This window comes from Paenibacillus aceti (assembly GCF_003614185.1).
GTDB classification, from domain to species: domain Bacteria; phylum Bacillota; class Bacilli; order Paenibacillales; family Paenibacillaceae; genus Fontibacillus; species Fontibacillus aceti.
The window spans coordinates 4822210-4844366 of the sequence record NZ_KZ987724.1; the positions used below are offsets into that span (position 1 = coordinate 4822210).

14 protein-coding genes are annotated in these 22157 nt (G+C 48.8%); 12 read left to right on the top strand and 2 right to left on the bottom strand.

The genetic code is table 11. The features are described 5' to 3' along the window. The first annotated feature begins 133 nt into the window (after window positions 1-133). The 9 genes from BFJ94_RS21610 to BFJ94_RS21650 all read left to right on the top strand — a co-directional run bounded on the left by BFJ94_RS21610 (window position 134) and on the right by BFJ94_RS21650 (window position 15165). Entirely contained in the window at window positions 134-1924 is a 1791-nt protein-coding gene (locus BFJ94_RS21610) for a sensor histidine kinase (RefSeq protein WP_120464488.1), read from the top strand. A 6-nt stretch (window positions 1925-1930) separates the two neighbouring features. Next, on the top strand, window positions 1931-3454 hold the full coding sequence (locus BFJ94_RS21615; RefSeq protein ID WP_120464489.1) for a response regulator transcription factor: 1524 nt from the start codon (window positions 1931-1933) through the stop codon (window positions 3452-3454). Window positions 3455-3609: 155 nt separating this feature from the next. Then, window positions 3610-5091 (top strand): ABC transporter substrate-binding protein, encoded by a 1482-nt coding sequence (locus BFJ94_RS21620; protein ID WP_120464490.1) that lies wholly within the window; start codon window positions 3610-3612, stop codon window positions 5089-5091. A gap of 141 nt (window positions 5092-5232) precedes the next feature. Further along, window positions 5233-6165: an ABC transporter permease gene (locus BFJ94_RS21625; protein ID WP_120465357.1), complete on the top strand. Its 933-nt coding sequence runs from the start codon at window positions 5233-5235 to the stop codon at window positions 6163-6165. A gap of 76 nt (window positions 6166-6241) precedes the next feature. Next, a complete protein-coding gene (locus tag BFJ94_RS21630; protein ID WP_162944420.1) occupies window positions 6242-7108 on the top strand; it encodes a carbohydrate ABC transporter permease in 867 nt (288 codons plus the stop codon). Window positions 7109-7255: 147 nt separating this feature from the next. Then, complete coding sequence (locus BFJ94_RS21635) at window positions 7256-9493, top strand: glycoside hydrolase family 3 N-terminal domain-containing protein (RefSeq protein WP_120465358.1); 2238 nt, start codon at window positions 7256-7258, stop codon at window positions 9491-9493. A gap of 5 nt (window positions 9494-9498) precedes the next feature. Next, window positions 9499-12621: an alpha-mannosidase gene (locus BFJ94_RS21640; RefSeq protein WP_120464492.1), complete on the top strand. Its 3123-nt coding sequence runs from the start codon at window positions 9499-9501 to the stop codon at window positions 12619-12621. A 43-nt stretch (window positions 12622-12664) separates the two neighbouring features. Continuing rightward, window positions 12665-13984, top strand: coding sequence for a glycoside hydrolase family 125 protein (locus BFJ94_RS21645; RefSeq protein ID WP_120464493.1), 1320 nt, complete (start codon window positions 12665-12667; stop codon window positions 13982-13984). Between the two features lie 182 nt (window positions 13985-14166). After that, on the top strand, window positions 14167-15165 hold the full coding sequence (locus tag BFJ94_RS21650; RefSeq protein ID WP_120464494.1) for a glycoside hydrolase family 130 protein: 999 nt from the start codon (window positions 14167-14169) through the stop codon (window positions 15163-15165). 137 nt (window positions 15166-15302) lie between these two features. Here BFJ94_RS21650 and BFJ94_RS21655 read toward each other — a convergent pair whose 3' ends face one another. Both BFJ94_RS21655 and BFJ94_RS25485 read right to left on the bottom strand, forming a co-directional pair. Next, on the bottom strand, window positions 15303-15854 hold the full coding sequence (locus BFJ94_RS21655; protein WP_120464495.1) for a hypothetical protein: 552 nt from the start codon (window positions 15852-15854) through the stop codon (window positions 15303-15305). 95 nt (window positions 15855-15949) lie between these two features. Further along, window positions 15950-16114, bottom strand: coding sequence for a hypothetical protein (locus BFJ94_RS25485; protein WP_162944368.1), 165 nt, complete (start codon window positions 16112-16114; stop codon window positions 15950-15952). A gap of 193 nt (window positions 16115-16307) precedes the next feature. On the opposite strand from BFJ94_RS25485, the gene BFJ94_RS21660 reads away from it, so the two are divergent. From BFJ94_RS21660 to BFJ94_RS21670, 3 genes are all read left to right on the top strand, one after another. Next, on the top strand, window positions 16308-17024 hold the full coding sequence (locus BFJ94_RS21660) for a response regulator transcription factor (protein ID WP_120464496.1): 717 nt from the start codon (window positions 16308-16310) through the stop codon (window positions 17022-17024). Beyond that, the gene (locus tag BFJ94_RS21665) at window positions 17021-18379 is read left to right on the top strand and encodes a sensor histidine kinase (protein WP_120464497.1); all 1359 of its coding nucleotides are present in this window, start codon (window positions 17021-17023) and stop codon (window positions 18377-18379) included. The genes BFJ94_RS21660 and BFJ94_RS21665 overlap by 4 nt, the downstream gene beginning before the upstream one ends. Window positions 18380-18666: 287 nt before the next feature. Further along, window positions 18667-22053, top strand: coding sequence for a discoidin domain-containing protein (locus tag BFJ94_RS21670; protein ID WP_120465359.1), 3387 nt, complete (start codon window positions 18667-18669; stop codon window positions 22051-22053). Window positions 22054-22157: the final 104 nt, after the last annotated feature.

Consider the following 22157-nt stretch of genomic DNA (forward strand, 5'->3'; position numbering starts at 1 on the left):
GCTTCTAAAGCGCCCGAACTTCAGTAGACCCTGGAGACGGGCGCTTGTTCTATGTATAGGATAACGGTTATGATAATTCTGCCGGCTTTATCCGGATCGTGGCTTACAGATCGAAGGAGGACATTGATGATTTATGAAGATTTACCGCAAATATTTCAAAGATAAATTGTTTCTGAAGATCATTTTTCTCTTTTCGATGATTACGATCGTAACCATTATCATCTTCTCTTATTTGATGTTCCGCTCAATGTCTGACGCCGCGGTAGAGCGGCAGCTGGGTATCCAGCGCAGTGCAGTGCAGAATATCAATAAATATATCAACAACAAATATGAATCTGTGCAGAACATGATGCGTGACACTTATAGGGACGCTGAGCTGGCTTTCAACACCTCGTATTTCCTCGAGCATCCGTTTAAAGACTACATCGAATTCAGACTGAACCGTAATGATAGCAGTTCAACCAGCGATACTGTGCAGATATTCAGGAATCGGTTCGAGGATGATCCAGACATCGCTGCCCTGATGCTGTACAGTGCTTCATTGCAGCAGTTGTATGTATATAACGATTTTAATTTTAAAATCATCAGTACCAATGCGGCGAGATCTCTCGTTCCCGATGCGATGTATGCTGGAGAGAGCTCGAAGGTCTCCACACCTAATGTGTGGGTGAGAAAGACTATTGAGATGCCGGAGTCGCCGATGTTCTCGGTGCGCATACCGATCAACAATAACATTACACTGCGCAATATCGGCCAATTAGAGGTATATTTCAACTCGGAAAAAATATGGAACAGTATTGAAAATTACAGGGAGGAAATCAAGGGACGGATCGTTGTATTATCTGGTAACGGAGACGTCATTTTCGATACGGATGGAAGCTTCTATGGAGACAGATATCCATATGTGGAGCAGATTAACTCGGTCTACGACAATGATGTGACAGAGGAAGGGGACTCAATCATCAAGCTGACGGACACCCAGGGGGGATATACCGTGCTGAGCCTGATCCCCAAAAATGAACTTGCCGGAACCTATCGAGGAGTACGTAATACGATTGTTCTGGTCAGCTCCATCTGTATTCTGTTCGCGATCCTGATATCCTCTCTGTTCATTATGAATTTCGCCAGACGGACTCACAGCATTATTCAATTTACACGCAAGGTGAAGAACGGAGACTTGAATGCGAGAATTGCGGAGACCAAGGACGATGAGATTGGACAGATCGCCAAGAGCTTCAACGAGATGCTGGTCGATTTGAACCTGTATATCGACCGGGTCTATAAAGCGGAGATTAAGCAGAAGCATACCGAGATTGCTGCCCTTGAAGCAAGGGTAAATCCCCATTTCCTATACAATACGCTCGAAGTCATTCGCATGCGTGCCGTGTCCCAGGGGGCGGCGGATGTAGGGGAGATGATCTACAGCCTGTCCATGTTGTTCAAGAACTATGTTCAGCAGAAGCCTCGCTACACCCTAAAGGATGAGCTTGAAGCCTGCCGAATGTATCTTGAACTGTTCCGAATCCGCTACAAAGATAAGTTCTCATACGAGATTATTTGCGATAAACAGCTGATGGGCAGGACTTTGTTGAAAATGTCTTTACAGCCGATTATCGAAAACTATATCCTGCATGGGATGCGGACCGATGGAATTGATAATGAAATTACGATTAAAATTACGAAAATAGATGAAGATCTATGCGCTGAGATCAAAGATAACGGGCAGGGTATCCCTCCGGATCGCTTGGGACAAATTAAAGAGGCGCTAGCGAACCCGGATGAATATTCAGGCTCCTTTGGGCTGAGAAGCATACATGAACGGCTAAAATTGTTGTACGGAGCCCCGTACGGTGTAGATATCAAGAGCGATCTGGGGAGAGGGACGGTTGTCACCGTATTGTTTCCCGATCTGGGGGAGGATTGATAGACGATGTACAAAGTGTTCATAGTTGATGATGAACCGTTTATCATAGAAGGTTTATACGATATTGTGGATTGGGCAGAGCTGGGGATGGAGATTGTCGGACAAGCCGGGAACGGGCTAGAGGCGCTTGAAGCATTGAAGCAGATCCCTGTCGACATACTTGTCACCGATATCTCTATGCCCAAGATGAATGGTCTTGATTTAATCCGTCAGGCTCGTGAGCTGCATCCGGAGCTTAAAGTGATCGTTCTGAGCGGTTATAACGAGTTTGATTATTTAAAGGAAGGCATGATGCTCGGCATTGAGAATTATTTGCTGAAGCCGATTAACCTTGAGGAGTTTAAAGCTACACTGAACACAGTTGCAGAGAAATTGAATGCCTCCAAGACTCCTTTCGTTGATCTGAGCGAGCAGAGCATATTGATCCTCAAGGACAATATTATGTATCGCTGGATAAGGAATCAGATTAAGCCTCAGGAGTTCCAGGAACGTGCTGACCTACTAGGGATTCATTTAGACAACCGCTATATCCTGGTATCGCTGCTGTGGTCCGGAGAATTGAGCCAATCGCTGTTCGATGCAGTGCTCCATCAATTGTGGGGCAAGGAGGGTGTGATTCCTTTCCGCGATGTAGAGGGAAATATTGTACTAGTATATAACTTCGATGAACTGGAACAAGGCCTGGAGGAAGCGGAACTTACGAATCATCAGTTGATGAACGTTCTGCTGTCTTACCGTCCGCTTAGGATGTCGATCGGCAGTACCCAGGAGATGGAGGGAGAGCCATCCTTGAGCTATACTCACGCCAAAAAGGCCCAGGAATACTTCATGATCTATCCGGAGCAGGATATTCTTCATTATGACCAGTTGAAGGATCATCAAGATAATGCCGAACGCAGCATTCCAATGAATTGGATCGAATATTCGAAGCTAATTATGGCGAAGGATAAGGCTGGGCTGATTGCTCGCATAGATGAAGATTTCGGGGTGCTGCAGCAGATGCAGGGCATATCGCCCAGACTGCTTCAGGAATTGGCCATGGAATGGATTATTCGCTTCAAGATGCAGCTTGAGGAGATCAGGCATGACGAGGAAGCCGATCTTTACAAGAATCAGTTCGCGAGAATCCGCACGACGTCTTCGATTGAAGAACTGGTTCAAATTATGCATGAGGTCGCAGAAATTACGGTCGAATCCTTGGCCAATGATATGAAGAGTCCGGTCGTTCAGCAGGTGCTCCATTATATCGAGCAGTCCTACAACGAGGACATTTCGCTGAAGACACTTGGGGCCCTGTACAATATCCATCCGGTCTATCTTGGTCAGCTGTTCCATAAGGAAGTTAATCAGTCCTTCACCGATTACATCAATTGGTATCGGATTGAGAAGGCCAAGGAGCTGCTGAAGCACAGTCCCATGAAGGTACAAGAAATTGCTCGCGGTGTTGGCTATTGGGAGACCGGGTATTTTTACAAGCAATTCCGAAAATATGTTGGTATTTCACCAACAGAATTCAAAGGGCTTAGCTAGCGAATATCGCTGGCAAGCCTTTTTCTTTACTTTGTACATGGAATTATTTATTTTCACTTCTATTTGAAAATGCTTTCATAATTTAAAGTTAAGGTAGTCCTTGAATATAGAGCAGATAAATAGTCAAGGTTATATCAAAAGGAGGGTATTCAACAATGAGTTCTAAAAGAAAAAAATTCTCTCTTCTATTGGCCTCGCTGATGGCACTTACACTTCTCGTTAGCGCCTGCGGAGGAAAAAATGCAAGCAACAACGCAGCCGGCGATGGTAAAGGTGAGAAACCAGTCGAATTGATCTGGTACACAATCGGTACGCCGCAAAAAGATACGGATAAAGTTATGGAAGAAGTCAACAAATATACGAAAGAGAAGATCAATGCCACTGTTAAAATGAAACAGATTGACTTCGGTGATTACAACCAAAAAATGCAAGTAATGGCTGCATCTGGCGAACCGATGGACATTCTGTTCACAAGCTCTTGGGCATTTGATTATGTACAAAACGCACGTAAAGGCGCCTTTATGGAGCTTGATGATCTACTGAAAACCCATGGTCAAGGCATCGTTGAAGCTCTTGATCCTGCTTTCCTTGAAGGCTCCAAGGTAGACGGACATAATTATGCGATTCCAGCTAATAAAGAATTGCCAGCTCAGGAAGTATGGCGTTTCAATAAAGAATTGGCAGACAAGTACAACCTGGACATTTCCAGTGTCCGCTCGATGGAAAGTCTTGAGCCTCTGCTGAAGACGATCAAGGAAAATGAGCCTGGAATTACTCCATATGCAATGGTTAAGGACTTCGTTCCTCTGATGCCATTTGACTATATTATTGAGAAGTTACCGATGGCGGTTAGAATTGATACCACGGACTACAAGGTTATTAACATGTTGGAAACTCAAGAAGCCAAGGATGCTTTGAAGACGGTACACGAGTATTACAAAGCAGGATATATTTCTCCAGAAGTAGCTACAACATCATCCGTTGACGATTTGTACAAATCCGGCAAATGGTTTATGGACCGTGCCAGCACGCAGCCTTTTGCAGAAAATCTCTGGTCCGCAAGCTATGGCTACCCTGTAGTGTCTACACCGGCTGGAGATCCTTACATCTACAACTGGTCGGTAATGGGCTCCATGCAAGCGATCTCTGCTAACTCGAAATACCCAGAGAAAGCAATGGAATTCCTGAACCTTCTGAATACAGATCCGGTACTGCGTAATATGATTGATTCCGGTATTGAAGGCGTTCATTATGAAAAAGTCGGCGACAACGTAATGAAGAACCTGGATGAATCCAAAAACTACGATATGCCTACGTTCTCCCTTGGGAACCTCATGATCACTTACTTGAATGAAGGCGACCCAGAGAACAAATGGGATGAATTCAAGAAATTTAACGAATCAGGCATCAACGCTCCATTGCTCGGATTTAACTTCGACTCTTCGAAAGTAACGACTGAGCTGGCTGCGGTTCAAAACGTGAAGGAAGAATACTGGTCCGCACTGATGACAGGTACTGTTAACCCGGACGAATACCTTCCTAAAGCAATCGAGAAATTCAAAGCAGCTGGAATTGATAAAATCATCGAAGAAGCTCAAAAGCAAATCGATGAGTGGAGAGCAAGCACCGGCAAGTAACATTAGCATAACGGAGAAGATCGGGCGGGTGATTTGCCTTAAGCCCGATCTTTTTTTCGATTCATATAGTTATACGGCTCTATAGGCCGACTATTAACTGGAATTGAATTTCATCACATTCAGGAGGGATAAAACGTGAAAATGGTCGGCGAGTTTTTCAGGAATATCTTCAAAAATAGAATGATGCTGCTTATGGTACTTCCGGGAGCGCTCTGGTTCCTCTTCTTTTCTTACCTGCCGATGCTGGGTACTGTTATCGCATTTAAGGAGTACCGCTTCGACCGGGACGGCTTCTGGGCCAGTATTGTCAACAGCAAATGGGTAGGCTGGCAGAACTTCAAGTTCCTGTTCAGCACGAATGATGCGTTTATCATTACAAGGAATACCCTGCTGTACAACATAGTGTTTATCTTTTTAGGCTTGGTTTTTTCCGTATTATTGGCCGTGATTTTGTCTGAGATCACCAATAAACGGCTTTCAAAAATATATCAAACCGGCATGTTCCTTCCCTACTTTTTGTCATGGGTCATCGTCGGTTATTTCACGTTCAGCTTCCTTAGCTCGGACCGCGGTTTATTGAATGGATTGTTCAACTCATTAGGAATTCCACCGGTTCAATGGTATTCGGAATCGAAGTACTGGCCGCTTATTCTTGTACTGGTCTATTTGTGGAAAGCAGTAGGATATAACAGTGTTGTGTATTTGGCATCCATTATGGGTATCGACAGATCTCTTTATGAAGCAGCAATGATTGACGGAGCCAGCAAAATTCAACAAATTCGAGCTATCACATTACCTCTGCTTAAACCGATCATTACGATTATGACCCTGCTGGCGATCGGGAAAATATTCTATGCAGACTTTGGTTTGTTCTATCAAGTACCAAGAAACTCCGGTACTTTGTACGGAGTAACGAATGTTATCGACACTTACGTATATCGTGGTCTGAAAACAACAGGTGAAATTGGCATGAGTGCTGCTGCAGGTTTGTATCAATCCGTTGTCGGCTTTACTCTCGTCATGGCATCTAACTATATCGTACGCAAATACGACAAGGATAACGCCTTGTTCTAAATATACTTGCAAGGGAGTGAGCAGAGTGTCTCAAAGAAAGAAGAAAGAACGCGATTTTCATAACCTGTCAACACCGATGAATATTACATTTAACTTGATTGCCGGTATTTTTGCCATTCTTTGTGTGTTCCCTTTCCTGTTTGTGGTCATTATTTCACTTACGGATGAAGGAACGTTGGCTAAAAATGGATATCGGTTGATTCCCGAGCAATGGAGCCTGGGGGCTTACCGCTACGTGTTCGAGATGGGGGATACGTTGCTTCGTTCATATGGGGTAACGATCTTCGTAACTGTTGTAGGTACCATTATCAGCTTATTATTTATGTCATTTTACGCTTATGCAATCTCCAGAAAGAGCTTTCGCTACCGTAACTTTTTCTCGTTCTTTGCTTTCTTTACGATGCTGTTTAACGGCGGTCTCGTACCGACCTATATTATAGTGACGCAATTCATGGGTCTGAAGGACACAATCTGGGCTCTGATCTTGCCACTGGCCGTAAACGCCTTCTACATTATGATTCTGCGGACGTTCTATGCAACAAGTGTTCCGGAGGCTATCATAGAATCAGGAAAAATTGACGGCGCGGGTGAGTTCCGCATCTTTATCAAGCTCGTTCCTCCATTGTCCTTACCTGGTCTTGCAACCATCGGGTTGTTCAGTACCCTCGGCTACTGGAATGACTGGTTCAACGCACTTCTCTACATCGACAATCCGAATCTGGTACCGCTGCAGTCGATGCTGATGCGGATTGAGACCAGCTTGCAATTCATTCTGCAAAATGCACAGAACAGTTCACTGGGCCTTGAAGCGATGAGATCGATACCGCAGGATACTTCACGTATGGCGATGGTAGTTCTAGCTACGCTGCCGATTATCTTTGCTTATCCGTTCTTCCAGCGTTATTTCATTCAAGGTTTGACAATAGGTGCTGTTAAAGAATAAGTTTTAGGAATATGAGTTCAAAATGGCCGGTTTTCAACACCAAGAAGGACTTTTTGAACAACCTCTGGAAGGAGAGTGCGGAGACAAGTGATCTATAAGGATCGTAGCTATTCCAACTCGGAACGGGCGCAGCATTTGCTCAGTCTGATGACACTTGAAGAAAAGGTCGGGCAACTGGTCCAACCATTCGGATGGCAAGTCTACGAGCATAAAGACGGTAAGATCGAGCTGACTGTAGAATTCAAGAAGCAAGTTGAAAGTGGCGGAATCGGCTCCTTGTACGGAGTTCTTCGTGCTGACCCGTGGACCGGTGTAACTTTGGAGACCGGACTTTCGCCAGCGGAAGGCGCGGCAGCTGTCAATGAAATTCAGCGGTATGCCATTGAGCATTCCCGATTAGGTATCCCGATCCTGATTGGAGAGGAATGCTCACATGGCCATATGGCGATAGGTGCTACTGTATTCCCAGTGCCGCTCAGCCTGGGCAGCACTTGGAATGTGGAGCTATATCGCGAGATGTGCCGCGCTGTGGCCCGCGAGACGCGCAGCCAGGGTGGAGCAGCGACTTATTCGCCGGTACTTGATGTGGTTCGTGATCCGCGCTGGGGCCGGACGGAGGAATGCTTCGGCGAGGATGCTTATCTCATCAGCGAGCTTGCGGTAGCCTCGGTGGAAGGACTGCAAGGTCAGTCGCTGGATCAGGAAGATAGCGTAGTTGCTACCTTGAAGCATTTCGTAGGCTATGGCAGTTCAGAAGGCGGTAGAAATGCAGGGCCGGTGCATATGGGTAAGCGGGAACTGCTGGAGGTTGATCTGCTTCCCTTCAAGAAAGCGGTGGAAGCGGGAGCGGCATCGATTATGCCGGCTTACAATGAAATTGACGGTGTCCCTTGCACGACGAATAAAGAACTGTTACAGGACACTCTCCGCACGGAGTGGGGCTTTGAAGGCATGGTTATTACCGACTGCGGCGCGATTAATATGCTGGCTGCGGGCCATGATACCACAGAGAACGGAATGGATGCGGCTGTTCAGGCCATTCGCGCCGGCATCGATATGGAGATGTCCGGTGAAATGTTCGGCAATCATCTGCTGGAGGCCATACGGCAGGGCAAATTGGAAGAGGCTGTCATCGACGTAGCGGTCCGCCGGGTGCTTGATTTGAAGTTCGCGCTCGGCCTATTCGACGCGCCGTATGCTGATCCTGAGCGCGCGGCCAGAGTGATCGGCAGTGAAGAGCATGTTGCGCTTGCCCGGAAGCTTGCCGAAGAGGGCATTATTCTCTTGAAAAATGAAGATCAGATTCTTCCGCTATCGAAGAAGACCGGCAAGATTGCCGTGATCGGACCGAATGCGGATATCGGCTATAATCAGCTTGGAGATTATACTTCGCCGCAGCCGGCTACAAAAGTAACGACCGTGCTGGGCGGAATCCGCAGCAAGCTTGCGGATGATCCGGATCGCGTGCTCTATGCCCCGGGCTGCCGGATCAAGGATGAATCAAGAGAGGGCTTTGAATATGCCCTGGAATGTGCTGGACAAGCTGATACGGTCGTGATGGTTGTCGGTGGTTCTAGCGCGCGCGATTTCGGCGAGGGAACGATCGATCTGAAGACGGGAGCTTCGAAGGTGACAGATCATTCCTGGAGCGATATGGATTGCGGCGAAGGGATCGACCGCATGTCGCTCAAGCTGTCTGGTGTGCAGCTGGAATTGATTCAAGAGGTTTACAAGCTTGGCAAGCCCGTCATCGTTGTTTATATTAACGGCCGTCCGATTGCCGAACCATGGATCGAAGACCATGCGCATGCGGTTCTTGAGGCCTGGTATCCGGGACAAGAGGGAGGACATGCCATAGCTGATATCCTGTTTGGCGATGTAAACCCTTCGGGCCGGCTGACCATTTCGGTACCGAAGCATGTCGGACAGCTACCGGTTTATTATAATGGCAAGCGTTCCAGAGGCAAACGCTATCTGGAGGACGATTCACAGCCGCGTTATCCGTTTGGCTATGGATTGAGTTATACGGAATTCAGCTATTCCAATCTTACTGTTGAGCCGCAGGTCATCCCGACAGATGGACAGGCGACGGTCCGTGTGGATGTTGCTAATGTCGGCGGCCGCGAAGGTTCGGAAGTGGTACAAATGTATATTTCCGACGTAGCCAGCACAGTTACAAGACCGGCCAAGGAGCTGAAGGGCTTCCGCAAGATCAAGCTGGCACCAGGCGAGAGCAGAACGGTTGAATTTACAGTTGGAGCAGACCAATTACAATATATCGGGCAAAACTATAAGCCGGTCGTTGAACCGGGACAATTCCGCATTCTGGTCGGCAAACATGTGAATGACACGCTGAGCACCGACTTGTGGATACAGGAGGATTAAGAGCGATGGAACGGATCAAGCGTTTTATTCGGGAATTATCCGAGTGTCAATGGCTGGAGCAGCATGAGCTCCGCGACTGGGAGATTATATCGTCCACATACAAACTGCCTGGGCAATATGTCGATCAGGCTCCTTTTACAGAAGGAGACGATTTCGACCTGTTTCCTAGCCAGCAAGGGACGACTTATTTCTTCCGGATGCAGCTTGAAATTCCGCAGGAATGGATGCAGCAGGAAGGACCGCATATCGGCCTGATCTTCCAGTCCGGTGGCGAAGGGCTGCTGCGTATCAACGGGAAGTCTTATCAAGGTCTGGACCGCAATCATTCATTCGTTACCCTGAGTAATGACATTATACGGCGCCCGCTCAAGCTTGAGATTGAATTGTTCGATCCGATTCCGGAGCCGGTTGACCCGTTGAATCAGCAAGCCGTGATCCAGCCGCCGATCCGCTCGATTTATAGTTCGATCGTTAGCGTGAATCGCCCGGTTCAGCAGTTGATGTATACGGCGACAGTGATCCGCGATTCGGCGGTGCTGCTGCCAGAGCAGGATTTCCGCCGGGTTCGGCTGATGGAGGCGTTATACCAGGCTATGGATGAATTTGTCGCGCTGGATCGCGGGGCTATTCGTGAAGGCAGCCGGGTAGCGGCCATAGATGATCGGCTCGGACAGAGGGTCTTGGAGATCGGCAGGAATGCTGAAGGTTTGATTCATATGGTCGGACAATCCCATATCGATATCGCCTGGCTGTGGCCGGCGCGGGAGACAGTGCGCAAGACGAGCCGTACCTTCTCTACGGTCGATGCCCTGATGAATGAGTATCCGGAATACCGCTATGCGCAGAGCCAGCCGCAACTGTTCGAATATCTGAAGGATAACGACCCTGAGCTGTATGAGCGGGTGAAGCAGAGAATTGAAGAAGGCCGCTGGGAGCTTGTCGGCGGCATGTGGGTGGAGCCGGATCTGAACATTCCGAGCGGAGAGTCGCTGGTGCGGCAGATGCTGTACGGACAGCGGTTCTATGAGGAAGAGTTCGGACGTAGTTCCAAGATTGAGTGGCTGCCGGATACCTTCGGATATTGTGCATCCCTGCCGCAGATTCTTAAGCATGGCGGCATCGAATATTTTATGACGACGAAGCTCGGGTGGAACGACACCAATGTCTTCCCTTATGATCTGTTCTATTGGGTAGGAATCGACGGAACCCCAATGCTGTCTTACCTTAACCATGGCGTAAATGAGAATACGCTGCCCAAGGATGTTCATGAGCACTGGCAATCCTATCGGGAGAAGGCAAAGCATAATGAGCAGATGCTGCTGTACGGACATGGCGACGGAGGCGGCGGAGTCACTCGGGAAATGCTGGAGTATATTCATCGCTCCGAGTTGATGGTTGGTCAGCCTGCCAGCCAATTCAGTTCAGCTGCCGATTTCTTCGCCGGAATCTCCGACGCTAAGTCGCAATTGCCAAGCTGGCGTGGCGACCTGTATCTGGAGCTGCACCGCGGAACCTATACGACCCACAGCCGCAATAAGCGGAACAATCGTCAGGCCGAGGTACTGTATCGGGAGGCAGAGCTATGGAATACACTGGCTGGGCCGGGGCTTGATTCCGAACGTGGGCGAGAGATTGGCAGTGCGCTGCATAAGGGCTGGAAGCTTATTCTGCTGAATCAATTCCACGATATTATCCCAGGCTCGGCGATTACTGAGACGTACGAGACCTCGATGAAGGAATACAGAGAGATATTTGAACTTGGGAACAATGGTTTGCGGCAAGGTCTGAAGGCTTTGGCAGACCAAGTGAATACAGAAGGCGAAGGCAAGCCTTATATCGTATTTAACAGCCTCGGCTGGAGCCGGAATGTTATCATAGAGATAGCTGGAGCTGATTGCCATAGGGGGCTCGCGGTATATGACGGAAGCGGACTTCGTCTCCAACATGAGACCGCTGACACTGCCGAAGGAAGCCAGGTGATACTGGTCCAGGTACCGGATGTTCCGGCATTCGGATATAAGACAATCTGGTTGAAGCAGGAGGGGACCAAGATCCCATCCTCATCAGACAAGAAGTCTGGGGAACTTCTGGCGCAGGGTTGGGAGACCGGGTATTACCGAGTCCGCTTCAATGAGCAGGGAGAGATCATCAGCCTGTATGATAAGGCAGCCGAGCGCGAGATCCTTCTGGCCGGTGCGCGCGCGAACCGCTTCCACTTCTTCCATGATCGTCCGACGCTGTGGGATGCCTGGGACATCGATTCCAGGTATGAGGAACAGCCTGCCGGCGATGCAGAGTTGCTGGAGATGAGGCTGCATAGCACAGGCCCTGTCCGAGACGTGCTTCGTTTCCGCTGGAAATTGAATGAATCAGAGATTTCACAGGATTTGATCCTGTATCATCAGGATAGACGCATCGATTTCGAGACGAGAGTAGAATGGAACGAGACTCATAAGCTGCTCAAGGTAGGCTTCCCTGTTGATATCGTAACGGATAAAGCGACGTATGAGATTCCGTTCGGTGCGCTGGAGCGGCCAACCCACCGCAATACAAGCTGGGAGCAGGCGCAATACGAGGTGTGCGGTCATCGCTTCGTCGATGTATCGGAGCATGGGTATGGCGTCAGCCTGCTGAACGACTGCAAGTACGGCTATGATGTTCAAGGCAGCACGATTCGTCTGTCGCTGCTGCGGGCGCCAAAATGGCCGGACTCGTCCGCCGATCTTGGCGAGCATGAATTCACTTACTCGTTGTACCCTCATACAGGGGATTGGCGTGAAGCGCATACACTCAGAAGAGCAGCCGAACTGAATCATGCAGCCGAGGTTGCTGAAGCGGAGCTTGGACCAGGAACGCTGCCGAGCGAGCAGTCCCTGATCCGGTTTACGGGACAGCATGTCGTATTAGATACGGTTAAACCCTCCGAGGATGGGCAAGCCAGTATTCTGCGCCTGTACGAGTCCTCCGGTGGCCGGGAGAAGATTACCCTGCAATGGCCACAGTCATGCAACGGAGTCTACCTGTCCGATGCCTTAGAGCATGAGCTTGAGGCCTTAGATCCTCAAGACGGCTTGATCGAGCTGCAATTTGCTCCGTATGAGATCAAGACCATCCGAATTAACAATTAGTACTATTATTTCATCAGACTATAGACTATAGGAGCGTGAAGACATGGAGCAATTCAGACTCCCGAAAATACCGATGCCTAAGCTGGAGCTCCCGGCGGCAATCAAGGATGTATTAGCCGAAGCAGAGGTGAAGCTGGCTCATCGTCCGAAGCTGTTGCAATTATTCAAAAATTGCTTCCCGAATACGCTGGAGACGACGACAAAGCTGATGGAGGACGGAACAACCTTCGTCATTACCGGTGACATTCCAGCTTCCTGGCTGCGCGATTCGGTTGAGCAGGTGATTCATTACGTACCGTTCGCGAAGCAGGACGAGGATCTGCAGCGCATCATCAGCGGTTTGATCAAACGCCATATTCAATATATTCATATTGATCCGTATGCGAATGCTTTCAATGAATCCGCAAATGATTGGCATTGGAATACAACCGATGAGACCGATATGTCTCCATGGGTATGGGAACGCAAATTCGAGATCGATTCTCTGTGCTTTGTCGTACGCCTAGCTTATACGTATTGGAAAGAGACTGAGCAGACTGACATCTTTGACGCTGGCTTCAAAGCGGCGATGAGAAAGATCGTAGAAGTCTTCAAGACGGAACAGCATCATTTTGAGAATTCACCTTATCGCTTTACCCGTAACAATGGAATTCCTGAAGACTCGCTGCGCAACAAGGGTCTTGGCATGCCGGTTAACTATACGGGTATGATCTGGTCTGGCTTCCGTTCGAGCGACGATGCTTGTGACTTCCATTACAACATTCCAGGCAATATGTTCGCAGTTGTAGCGCTGCGGCAGATGCAGGAATTTGCTGAGTGGGTATTCCGCGATATGGACTTCCTGGCCGAGCTGAAAGAGCTGGAGTTCGAAGTAGACTACGGCATTAAGCTGTACGGAATTTATCGTCATCCAGAATTCGGTCCGATCTATGCATATGAGACTGATGGCTTCGGCAACTACTGCCTGATGGATGATGCAGGTACACCGGGCCTGATCTCCATTCCGTATCTCGGATACGTAACGGCCGATGACCCGATCTATCAGAATACGAGACGCTTTGCCCTGAGCAAGGAAAATCCGTTCTACTTTGAAGGGAAAGCAGCCAAAGGAATCGGCAGCCCGCATACTCCGGAGAATTATGTATGGCATATGGCTCTGTCCATGCAGGGAATCACGGCGCAGACGAAGGAAGAGAAGCTCGAGATGATCGCGATGCTGGAGAACACCGATGCGGATACCGGATTTATGCACGAAGGCTTCCATGTCGATGATCCAACGATTTTCACGCGGAAATGGTTCGCCTGGTCGAACAGCCTCTTTTCTCAGCTCGTATATCGGGCGATGAAGGAAGGCATCTTGTAAACTCGAGATACAAGCAGCAAAGGCAAGATAAGCCGCGATCTGCAGGATGAACCGCGACGCGATGTCGTGATTCTTCAATTGCAAATTGGGCTTTCGTCACTTACAATTCGTAGTGCGAAAGTGATCTTGAGTATGATTTTTCATTACTTAAAACTTATCGTTAAATGAAAAGGAGAATTGAAATGAGCAGAATTATTGGCGAAAAACTGACGAACATCCCTTGGCAGGACAAGCCTGCTGGCAGCAACGCTCCAGTCTGGCGCTATTCGGCCAACCCGATCATTCAGCGGAATGCAATTCCGAACTCCAACAGCGTGTTCAACTCGGCTGTAGTACCTTTTGAGGATGGATTTGCCGGTGTATTCCGTTGTGACTCCAGATCCGTCAGTATGGATATTTTCGCCGGCTTCAGTAAAGATGCCGTGAACTGGGAGATCAATCATGAACCGATCCAATTTGAGGGTGATGAAGAAGTAACCAAGCGTGAGTATCGCTATGATCCACGGGTCTGCAAGATTGATGACCGTTATTATATCACTTGGTGTAATGGATATCATGGTCCTACGATCGGCATCGCTTATACGACTGATTTCAAGACTTTCCATCAATTAGAGAATGCTTTCTTGCCATATAACCGTAATGGCGTATTATTCCCACGCAAAATTGGCGATTATTATGCTATGGTCAGCCGTCCAAGTGATACAGGACATACTCCATTCGGAGATATTTTCTACAGTGTAAGTCCTGACCTTACTTTCTGGGGCAAACACCGTTATGTAATGGGTACAATAAATTCGGATGAATCTGCTTGGCAATCCAAGAAAATCGGCCCAGGACCAGTTCCGATTGAGACCGATAAAGGCTGGCTCTTGATCTACCACGGCGTTATCAACACGGCAAACGGCTTCGTATACCGTGTGGGCTGTGCATTGCTTGATATCAACGAGCCTTGGAAAGTGCTAGCGCGTTCCCGCAACTATATTCTTGGACCTGAAGAGTTGTATGAGTGCGTAGGCGACGTTCCGAACGTTACCTTCCCTTGTGCGGCCTTGACCGATGCAGAAACTGGTCGGATCGCCATCTACTATGGCTGTGCGGACACAGTAACTGGACTTGCCTTCACAACTGTGGATGAGCTGCTCAGCTACATGGAAGAGTATCCTTTAGAGACTGAGGCTTAATATTTTATAATAAAACAGGGCTGGCTCTTCGTCATGGAATATGACAGAGCCGGCCCTGTTTTAATTTGCCGCTTCAGTTTGCTTTATTGCTTTATTTTATGTGGCAGGGTATTGGTTCAACGGGGCTATTAAACGTCTTATTCCCCCGCTGCATCCCGCTCTGCGTTAACTAGTTTGAGCTGCTCTAAAAGTCTGTCCAGCGCTTCTCGAATAGCGGCGGCATCCTTGGATTCTTCCGCCTTGGCCAGGGCGGCCCAGCCCTTCGAGAAGCTATCCTCCCCTACAGTGGCCTTGTCCTTGGAGACGAATACAGCGACCGAGGTTTGTCCAGGCAATGTTTTGGCTTGCTCCTTATCGCCTACTTTGATTTCAGACAGGCTTTTTACTTGCTTCGCTTCGATGGTTTTTGTAGCAACAGTGCTTTTCCCTAACTGTTCCAGCGCTTGCTTCCAATCCTCCACCGTATCGGGAGCGTATTGCTTGGCCAGCTCCAGCGGATCAGCCATTTTGACCATGGAGATCTTTTGCGATTTTCCGTCCATGCTCACCATAGTTGCTGCCTGTGTTTTTGCAGGCTGGATTTCTGCTTTTACGTTGTTGTCCGCAGCATGGGTAATTCCTGGTGCAACAGCGGCGGATAACATAACGGCAGAGAGGACTGTCTTTTTGATTACATTTTGCATCTTCATGAGTGAACACTCCTTTGAAGGTTAGATTTTGCAAGCTTCCGTAGGTTCGCGGCGGCTTTGGTTCGGTTCGTCTTAAGCAGAAGTACTCTATATTTCTACTCATTGCCGAGACCGGCCCATATCACGTCGTAGGTTAGTATGACGGCCCTGGAGCTGGCTAGAAATACGAACCAGCATATCAGCATAAAACCGACCAATAGGCTTACCTTTTTCATCGTTGCAGTTATTTTTCGAAGGGGATTCCATCTGTTTGTTGTCACCGTCTATTCTCCTATTGATGAAGTGATATTGCCCTGCTTGATGTTCCACAGGTGCTTGCAGGTATTAGTGTAAAAAATGTCTATGTCAAGCTATTGGTGGATTTGTGGAAAAACGATGGCATTGGCCCTACCGATCTAAATTCGTTGTTATACTGATGTAGGAAAAACCGATAGACCGATGGAGGACATGAAAATGAAACATCAGTATGTGATTGCCGTCGTAGATGACGATTCAAATATTCGAAATTTGGTAGAGGCCTATTTACTGAAGGAAAATTATCGTACTGTCGGTCTGAGCAGCGCGGAGGAGGCCTGGACTTTATGGAGAGACCATCCGCCTGATTTGTGGGTGCTGGATATTATGCTGCCCGGCATGGATGGATATGAATTCTGCAGACGTATCCGCAATGAAGCGGAGGTGCCTATTATTATGATTTCCGCACGGGATAGTGAGGTCGATAAAATCCTGGGTCTGGAGCTAGGCAGCGACGACTATCTGGTCAAACCGTTCAGTCCGCGCGAACTGGTGGCACGTGTCAAAAGACAGCTTCAGCGCTGGTATAAGCTAAATCAGCCTGAGGGGCCCGCAATCCCTACTCCCCCTGTACAGATCGAGATCGGTCGGCTGTTGCTGCTGCCAGATGAGCGCCGGGCTTTTTGGGATGGAGAGGAAGTGGATCTGACCAGCAAGGAGTTTGCGATGCTGCGGGTGTTCGCCGAGAATCCGAATCGTGCTTTTACACGGGATGAATTGCTGGCTTATGTATGGGGGGATGATTACTTCGGTAGCGACCGGGCTGTGGACCATTTAATCAAACGGGTGCGCAAAAAAATCGGACAACTTCCCATTGAAGCGATATGGGGGCATGGTTACCGGATGAGAAATGATGGAGGTGGAAGGACAGAATGAAACTCGTACATCAGATCAATCTGGCTTTTGGCATTGCGCTGGTGTTGGTACTGTCGGTTGCCGGAATCGTCATTCACTATGTATTGCTGGATCACCTGATCGGAGCGCAAAGGGAAGATCTAAAAGTAATGAGTATTGAAATGACAGCTTTACTTAAGGAGGAGTATCCCCAGGTGACCGACGTCTCGGTGAGAAAATTGCCGTTTGAGCTTCCAATCACTGCTCCTTCTTCAGACGTGAGTGCCGTTCTGACCGATCAGATGGGGAGTGTGATTGCGGCATCTCCAATAACCCATACAGCCAAGAATGTGGAGACGCTGACCGCGGTTACGACTAGCCAGGCTTCCAGCGTCCAGAGCATACAGGCCGGATCGGATAAAAACTTCATTACGGTAGAAAAATTGACACCTCAAGGAAAACTGACGCTGTACACGCCAATCAGCAAAGTCCGGACTATTGAACAGGCTCTACTGAAGCGATTGCTTATTATTTTCGGCGCGGCTGGTTTCGCCATGCTTCTTCTCAGCATCTTCATCACGAGAAAGCTTATTAATCCGTTAATCCGGCTCCGCAATGAACTTAATAAAGTCAAACAGCGACAGTTCTCGGACGTAGCCCTCATTAAGGCAGGAGGGGAGATCGGCTCGGTCGCTCACTCCGTACATGAAATGGCAAAAGAGTTGAACCACTTCAATCAGGTACAGAAGCAGTTCTTTCAAAATGCATCTCATGAATTAAAAACGCCGTTGATGTCTATTTCCGGCTATGCGGAGGGGATCCGCGACGGCGTCTTTGAAGGAGAGAATGTCCGGAAAGGGCTGGATATCATTATGAATGAGAGCGCCCGGCTGAAGAAGCTCGTGACCGAGATGACGCTTCTGGCGAAGCTGGATAGCGAAGAGGATGTATTCAGAAGCGAGGAAATTTCCCTGGAAGAACTGCTGACGGAAACGGTAGAGCGGCTGAATCCACTGCTTGTTAAGCAAGAGATCATGCTGCATACAGAATACGGGAATCTGGGGACCGTTAAATTGCGTGCAGACCGCGACAAGCTGTTGCAGGCGATGCTGAATATCGTCTCCAATGCGGTGCGTTATGCCCATCAGCAAATCTATATTCATGCCAAGCTTTGCAAGGGACAGGTCATAATTAATGTTAGTGATGACGGACCAGGTATACCGGAGGAGCTGTTGCCGTATTTGTTCCATCGCTTTGTCAAAGGTAAAGACGGGGAGTCCGGACTAGGGCTTGCCATCTCTCGTGCGATCGTTGAGCGCTGCGGGGGACTCATTCAAGCAGGTAATGGCAGCAAGGGCGGAGCGGTCATTTCGTTGAAGTTCCCAGAAATAGCCTAGATTATTCAGGATAACGGAGCAGGGCTGGCTGTTGGTCATGGAATATGACCTGGACCAGCCCTGTTAACTTTTAGCAGCTTGTTTTCGTACTTTATATAGAGCCGATCACCGCCTGGGCTGTCCAGACGGATCTTTTGCTTGGATGTAAATAAGTGTATATTGTCAGTGAAAAAATCCCTGTTATATGATAAGGGTGGATTATTCATCCAACTTATAGGTGGAAAATGGTTTTTTCCTGCAGTGCCGAGCAAAGCTGTTTCATCAAATCCAAAGCATATGGAGGGAATATGAAGAAAATCATTTGGAAAGTCGTTTCAACCATGCTTGTGTTGGCCCTGCTGTTGACACCTGTCGTACAGCCGGCTACCGTTCATGCTCAGCCTGCTTCCAAGGAGGCTGTGAAAGGGGAGGCATCTACGCAGACGAATCTGGCTCTGCATAAGCGCGCCTTCTCCTCTGGCAATGAAGTGGAATCATTAAAGCCGGAGCTGGCCGTAGATGGGAAGATCAACACCAGGTGGTCATCCCCCTACAAGGATGATCAGTGGTTCTACGTCGATCTCGGCAGCAAGATGGATATCGACCGCGTTGTCATCCGCTGGCAGACCCCAGCGGAGAGCTATAAAATCCTCGTCTCAGACGATGCCAAGCAGTGGAAGAATGTAAGAGCAGACGGCGGCACCATCACAAGCAAGGGTGGCGTAGAAACGGTAGATTTCCCGCTGCTGAAGGCAAGATATGTGAAATTCCAGGGGGTCAAGCGGGCGCCGGTAGAAGGAACGCTGTATGGCTACTCTTTTTATGAATTCGAAGTATACCAATTGCATGATCTACGCACGATCGTGGACAATGTGACCAAGGTGATCACGGTAACTGCCGGGCAGAAGAAACTCGATTGGTCTGCAGCCCAAATCCCTGCTGATTATGAGGTCAGCTTGTATGGAAGCGATCGCCTGCCGGTGATCGATTTGGAGGGCAATATCAACGAGCCCTTGGTGGATGCCAAGGTCAATCTGCTCATCCAGGTGACGGATAAGAAAGATCCGAGTCGCAAGCTGCTGTCCGAGAATATTACCGTCGTCGTGCCAGGACAGCATAAGCAAACCCCGGACCGCAACGGCGAACCTGACGTGATTCCATCCTTGCGGGAATGGTATGGTGGTACCGGGAACTTTCAGCTGACGCAATCCTCACGCATCGTCGTGGATGCGAAGGACCAGACTGCATTGCAGAGAACTGCCGAGCTGACAAGACAGGACCTACAGGATATTACTGGATTTGAACTCGAAATTGTGAACGGAAAGCCGCAGACCGGCGACATATACTTATCGTTGGATTCCCACTTGAAATGGCTCGGTGATGAAGGGAATCTGTTCCGGGTCGATGATTATGTATCGATTACATCTGCTTCCGTCCAAGGTGCCTTTTTTGGTACAAGGACTGCCCTGCAAACTATTAAGCAGCATCCGGACCGAACCATACCGCGCGGGGAAGCAAGGGACTATCCCAAGTATGAGCAGCGCGGGCTAATGATCGATGTGGCACGCAAGTTCTATACGATCGATTTCCTGCAGAGCTATGTGAAGCTGCTGTCTTGGTACAAAATGAACACGTTCCAGATTCACCTGAACGATAGTGTCGGAACACCATTCAAGGACGGGACGAGAGCGGCCTTCCGGCTGGAGAGCAGCACTTATCCCGGATTAGCAAGCCCTAACGGACACTATACGAAGCAGGAATTTAAGGATCTGCAGCTTATGGGCCAGGAATATGGCATTAACATCGTTCCGGAGATCGATACGCCAGGACATTCCCGGGTGTTCACCACTTATAATCCATCCCTGGGTAGTCCGTCCTTGGGAGACGATAATATGCTCGACATCTCGAAGCCGGAGACGGTGAAGTTCGCCAAAGCTCTGCTGGATGAGTACCTGGACGGCAATGACCCGACATTCATCGGGCCCGATATTAATATCGGTACGGATGAATACAAGGGCGATACAGAGGTTTTCCGGGGGTATATGGATACCCTTATCAAGTATATTAACAGCAAAGGTAAACGCCCTCATCTATGGGGCGGGCTTACAGAATACAGCGGAGTGACGCCGATCAGTACGGATGCCACGATGGATATTTGGCATGAACCCTACGGTGCTCCGCAGCAAGCGGTAGACCTCGGCTATGATGTGATCAATGCCCAGAATTCTTATATGTATATCGTTCCTACCCTGTACGGGAACTACCTGAATACTCAGTTCCTATATAATGAGTGGGAACCGACCCGATGGGAGACGACGACGCTTCCGTTCGGTCATCCACATGTTAAGGGCGGTATGTTCTGCTTATGGAATGATGCTTCCGAAGTCAACGGGTTGTCGATGGATGATTCGCATGATCGGATGCTTCCAGGAATTCAGGTCGTGGCCGAGAAAATGTGGACAGGGACGAGGGAAGACCGGTCCTTCGAGCGGTTCGAGCAGCGGAAGAAGCTGATCGGTGATGCGCCAAATGCGAATCTGTCCCATAAGGTTGTTGTCGACAATGAGGATAACAGTGTGATTCAATATCTATTCGAGCACGATTTCGAGGATGCTTCCGGCAATCACTATGATGGCAAGGGCGTGAATGTTGATATTACGGAAGGCAGATACGATAAAGGTGTACGGTTGAACGGAGGCAAAAGCTACATCGAGACTCCGGTGGAAGCCGTAGGCTTTGACTGGACGGCCTCGATGTGGATCAAGCCCGATCCGGGCAATCCGGCAGATGCTGTTCTGATGGAATCGCCTGTGGGAACGCTGAAGCTGAAGCAAGGGAGCACGGGCAAGCTGGGCTTTACGAAGGAGCATTATGACAGTACTTTTGACTATGTTGTTCCGGAAGGCAAGTGGACGCATCTGACCTTCAAGGGCGACAATAAAGGGGTCACTTTATTCGTGAACATCGATGAGTATGTGGAGCGGATGGAAGAGAAGTACCCTAAAATGAATACGCTCGTCCTGCCGACGCTTCGGATCGGGAGTGAAACCAATGCTTTTAAGGGCGTGCTGGATAATGTCATGATCTACAATAAGGCGATCGACCTGTTGAATAGTGAAAATCTGGCCTTGCACCAAAAGGCGGAGTCCTCCGCAACCGAATTCCCTTACTATTCGGCGGATATGGCTGTGGATGGCGATGTATCTCCGACTTCCCGGTGGTCCAGCGCTTATGTAGATGATGCCTGGTTCATGGTCGATCTCGGTGAGATCAAGGAGATCAGCAAGGTGATTATCAGGTGGCAGTCCGCTTACGCTGAGAAATACAAATTGCTGGTGTCCACGGATAAGACCAACTGGACTAGCGTATCCGGTGACAAGGATGGAATAATCCAGTCCAAAGGCAATCTTGATACGATTACTTTTGACAAGAAGCAGGCGCGTTATGTTAAATTCCAGGGAGTGAAACGGGCAACGGTGTTCGGAAATTCCTTCTTCGAATTCGAGGTGTATGGCGCGGATCATATTCAGGAATATAAGCAGTTGATAGCGCGGATGGATAAGCTTCTACAGCAGGTCGACAAGGACGGCAAGCTGCATGAGCTGTTGATTCAAGTATTGAACCGTTATCCGTATGACGTCAATCGCGACCTGCGTCCGATGCAAGATCTGATTAAGACGGCGCAGCCAAGCTAAAAGAAATAGGGGCTGTCCCCAAGTCTGAACCGCCGCTGAAATTAGCTTTGTGCTAACTTCGGAACATACGGCGGGTTCGACGGGGACAGCCCCATTTTCTATTT

Bases quoted from the DNA above. Each gene is read 5' to 3' on its own strand.
- BFJ94_RS21660 (WP_120464496.1), top strand. From the start codon at position 16,308: ATGAAACATCAGTATGTGATTGCCGTCGTAGATGACGATTCAAATATT.
- BFJ94_RS21670 (WP_120465359.1), top strand. From the start codon at position 18,667: ATGAAGAAAATCATTTGGAAAGTCGTTTCAACCATGCTTGTGTTGGCC.
- BFJ94_RS21640 (WP_120464492.1), top strand. From the start codon at position 9,499: ATGGAACGGATCAAGCGTTTTATTCGGGAATTATCCGAGTGTCAATGG.
- BFJ94_RS21610 (WP_120464488.1), top strand. From the start codon at position 134: ATGAAGATTTACCGCAAATATTTCAAAGATAAATTGTTTCTGAAGATC.
- BFJ94_RS21635 (WP_120465358.1), top strand. From the start codon at position 7,256: ATGACACTTGAAGAAAAGGTCGGGCAACTGGTCCAACCATTCGGATGG.
- BFJ94_RS21650 (WP_120464494.1), top strand. From the start codon at position 14,167: ATGAGCAGAATTATTGGCGAAAAACTGACGAACATCCCTTGGCAGGAC.
- BFJ94_RS21655 (WP_120464495.1), bottom strand. From the start codon at position 15,854: ATGAAGATGCAAAATGTAATCAAAAAGACAGTCCTCTCTGCCGTTATG.
- BFJ94_RS21630 (WP_162944420.1), top strand. From the start codon at position 6,242: ATGAATATTACATTTAACTTGATTGCCGGTATTTTTGCCATTCTTTGT.
- BFJ94_RS21665 (WP_120464497.1), top strand. From the start codon at position 17,021: ATGAAACTCGTACATCAGATCAATCTGGCTTTTGGCATTGCGCTGGTG.
- BFJ94_RS21615 (WP_120464489.1), top strand. From the start codon at position 1,931: ATGTACAAAGTGTTCATAGTTGATGATGAACCGTTTATCATAGAAGGT.
- BFJ94_RS21645 (WP_120464493.1), top strand. From the start codon at position 12,665: ATGGAGCAATTCAGACTCCCGAAAATACCGATGCCTAAGCTGGAGCTC.
- BFJ94_RS21625 (WP_120465357.1), top strand. From the start codon at position 5,233: ATGGTCGGCGAGTTTTTCAGGAATATCTTCAAAAATAGAATGATGCTG.
- BFJ94_RS21620 (WP_120464490.1), top strand. From the start codon at position 3,610: ATGAGTTCTAAAAGAAAAAAATTCTCTCTTCTATTGGCCTCGCTGATG.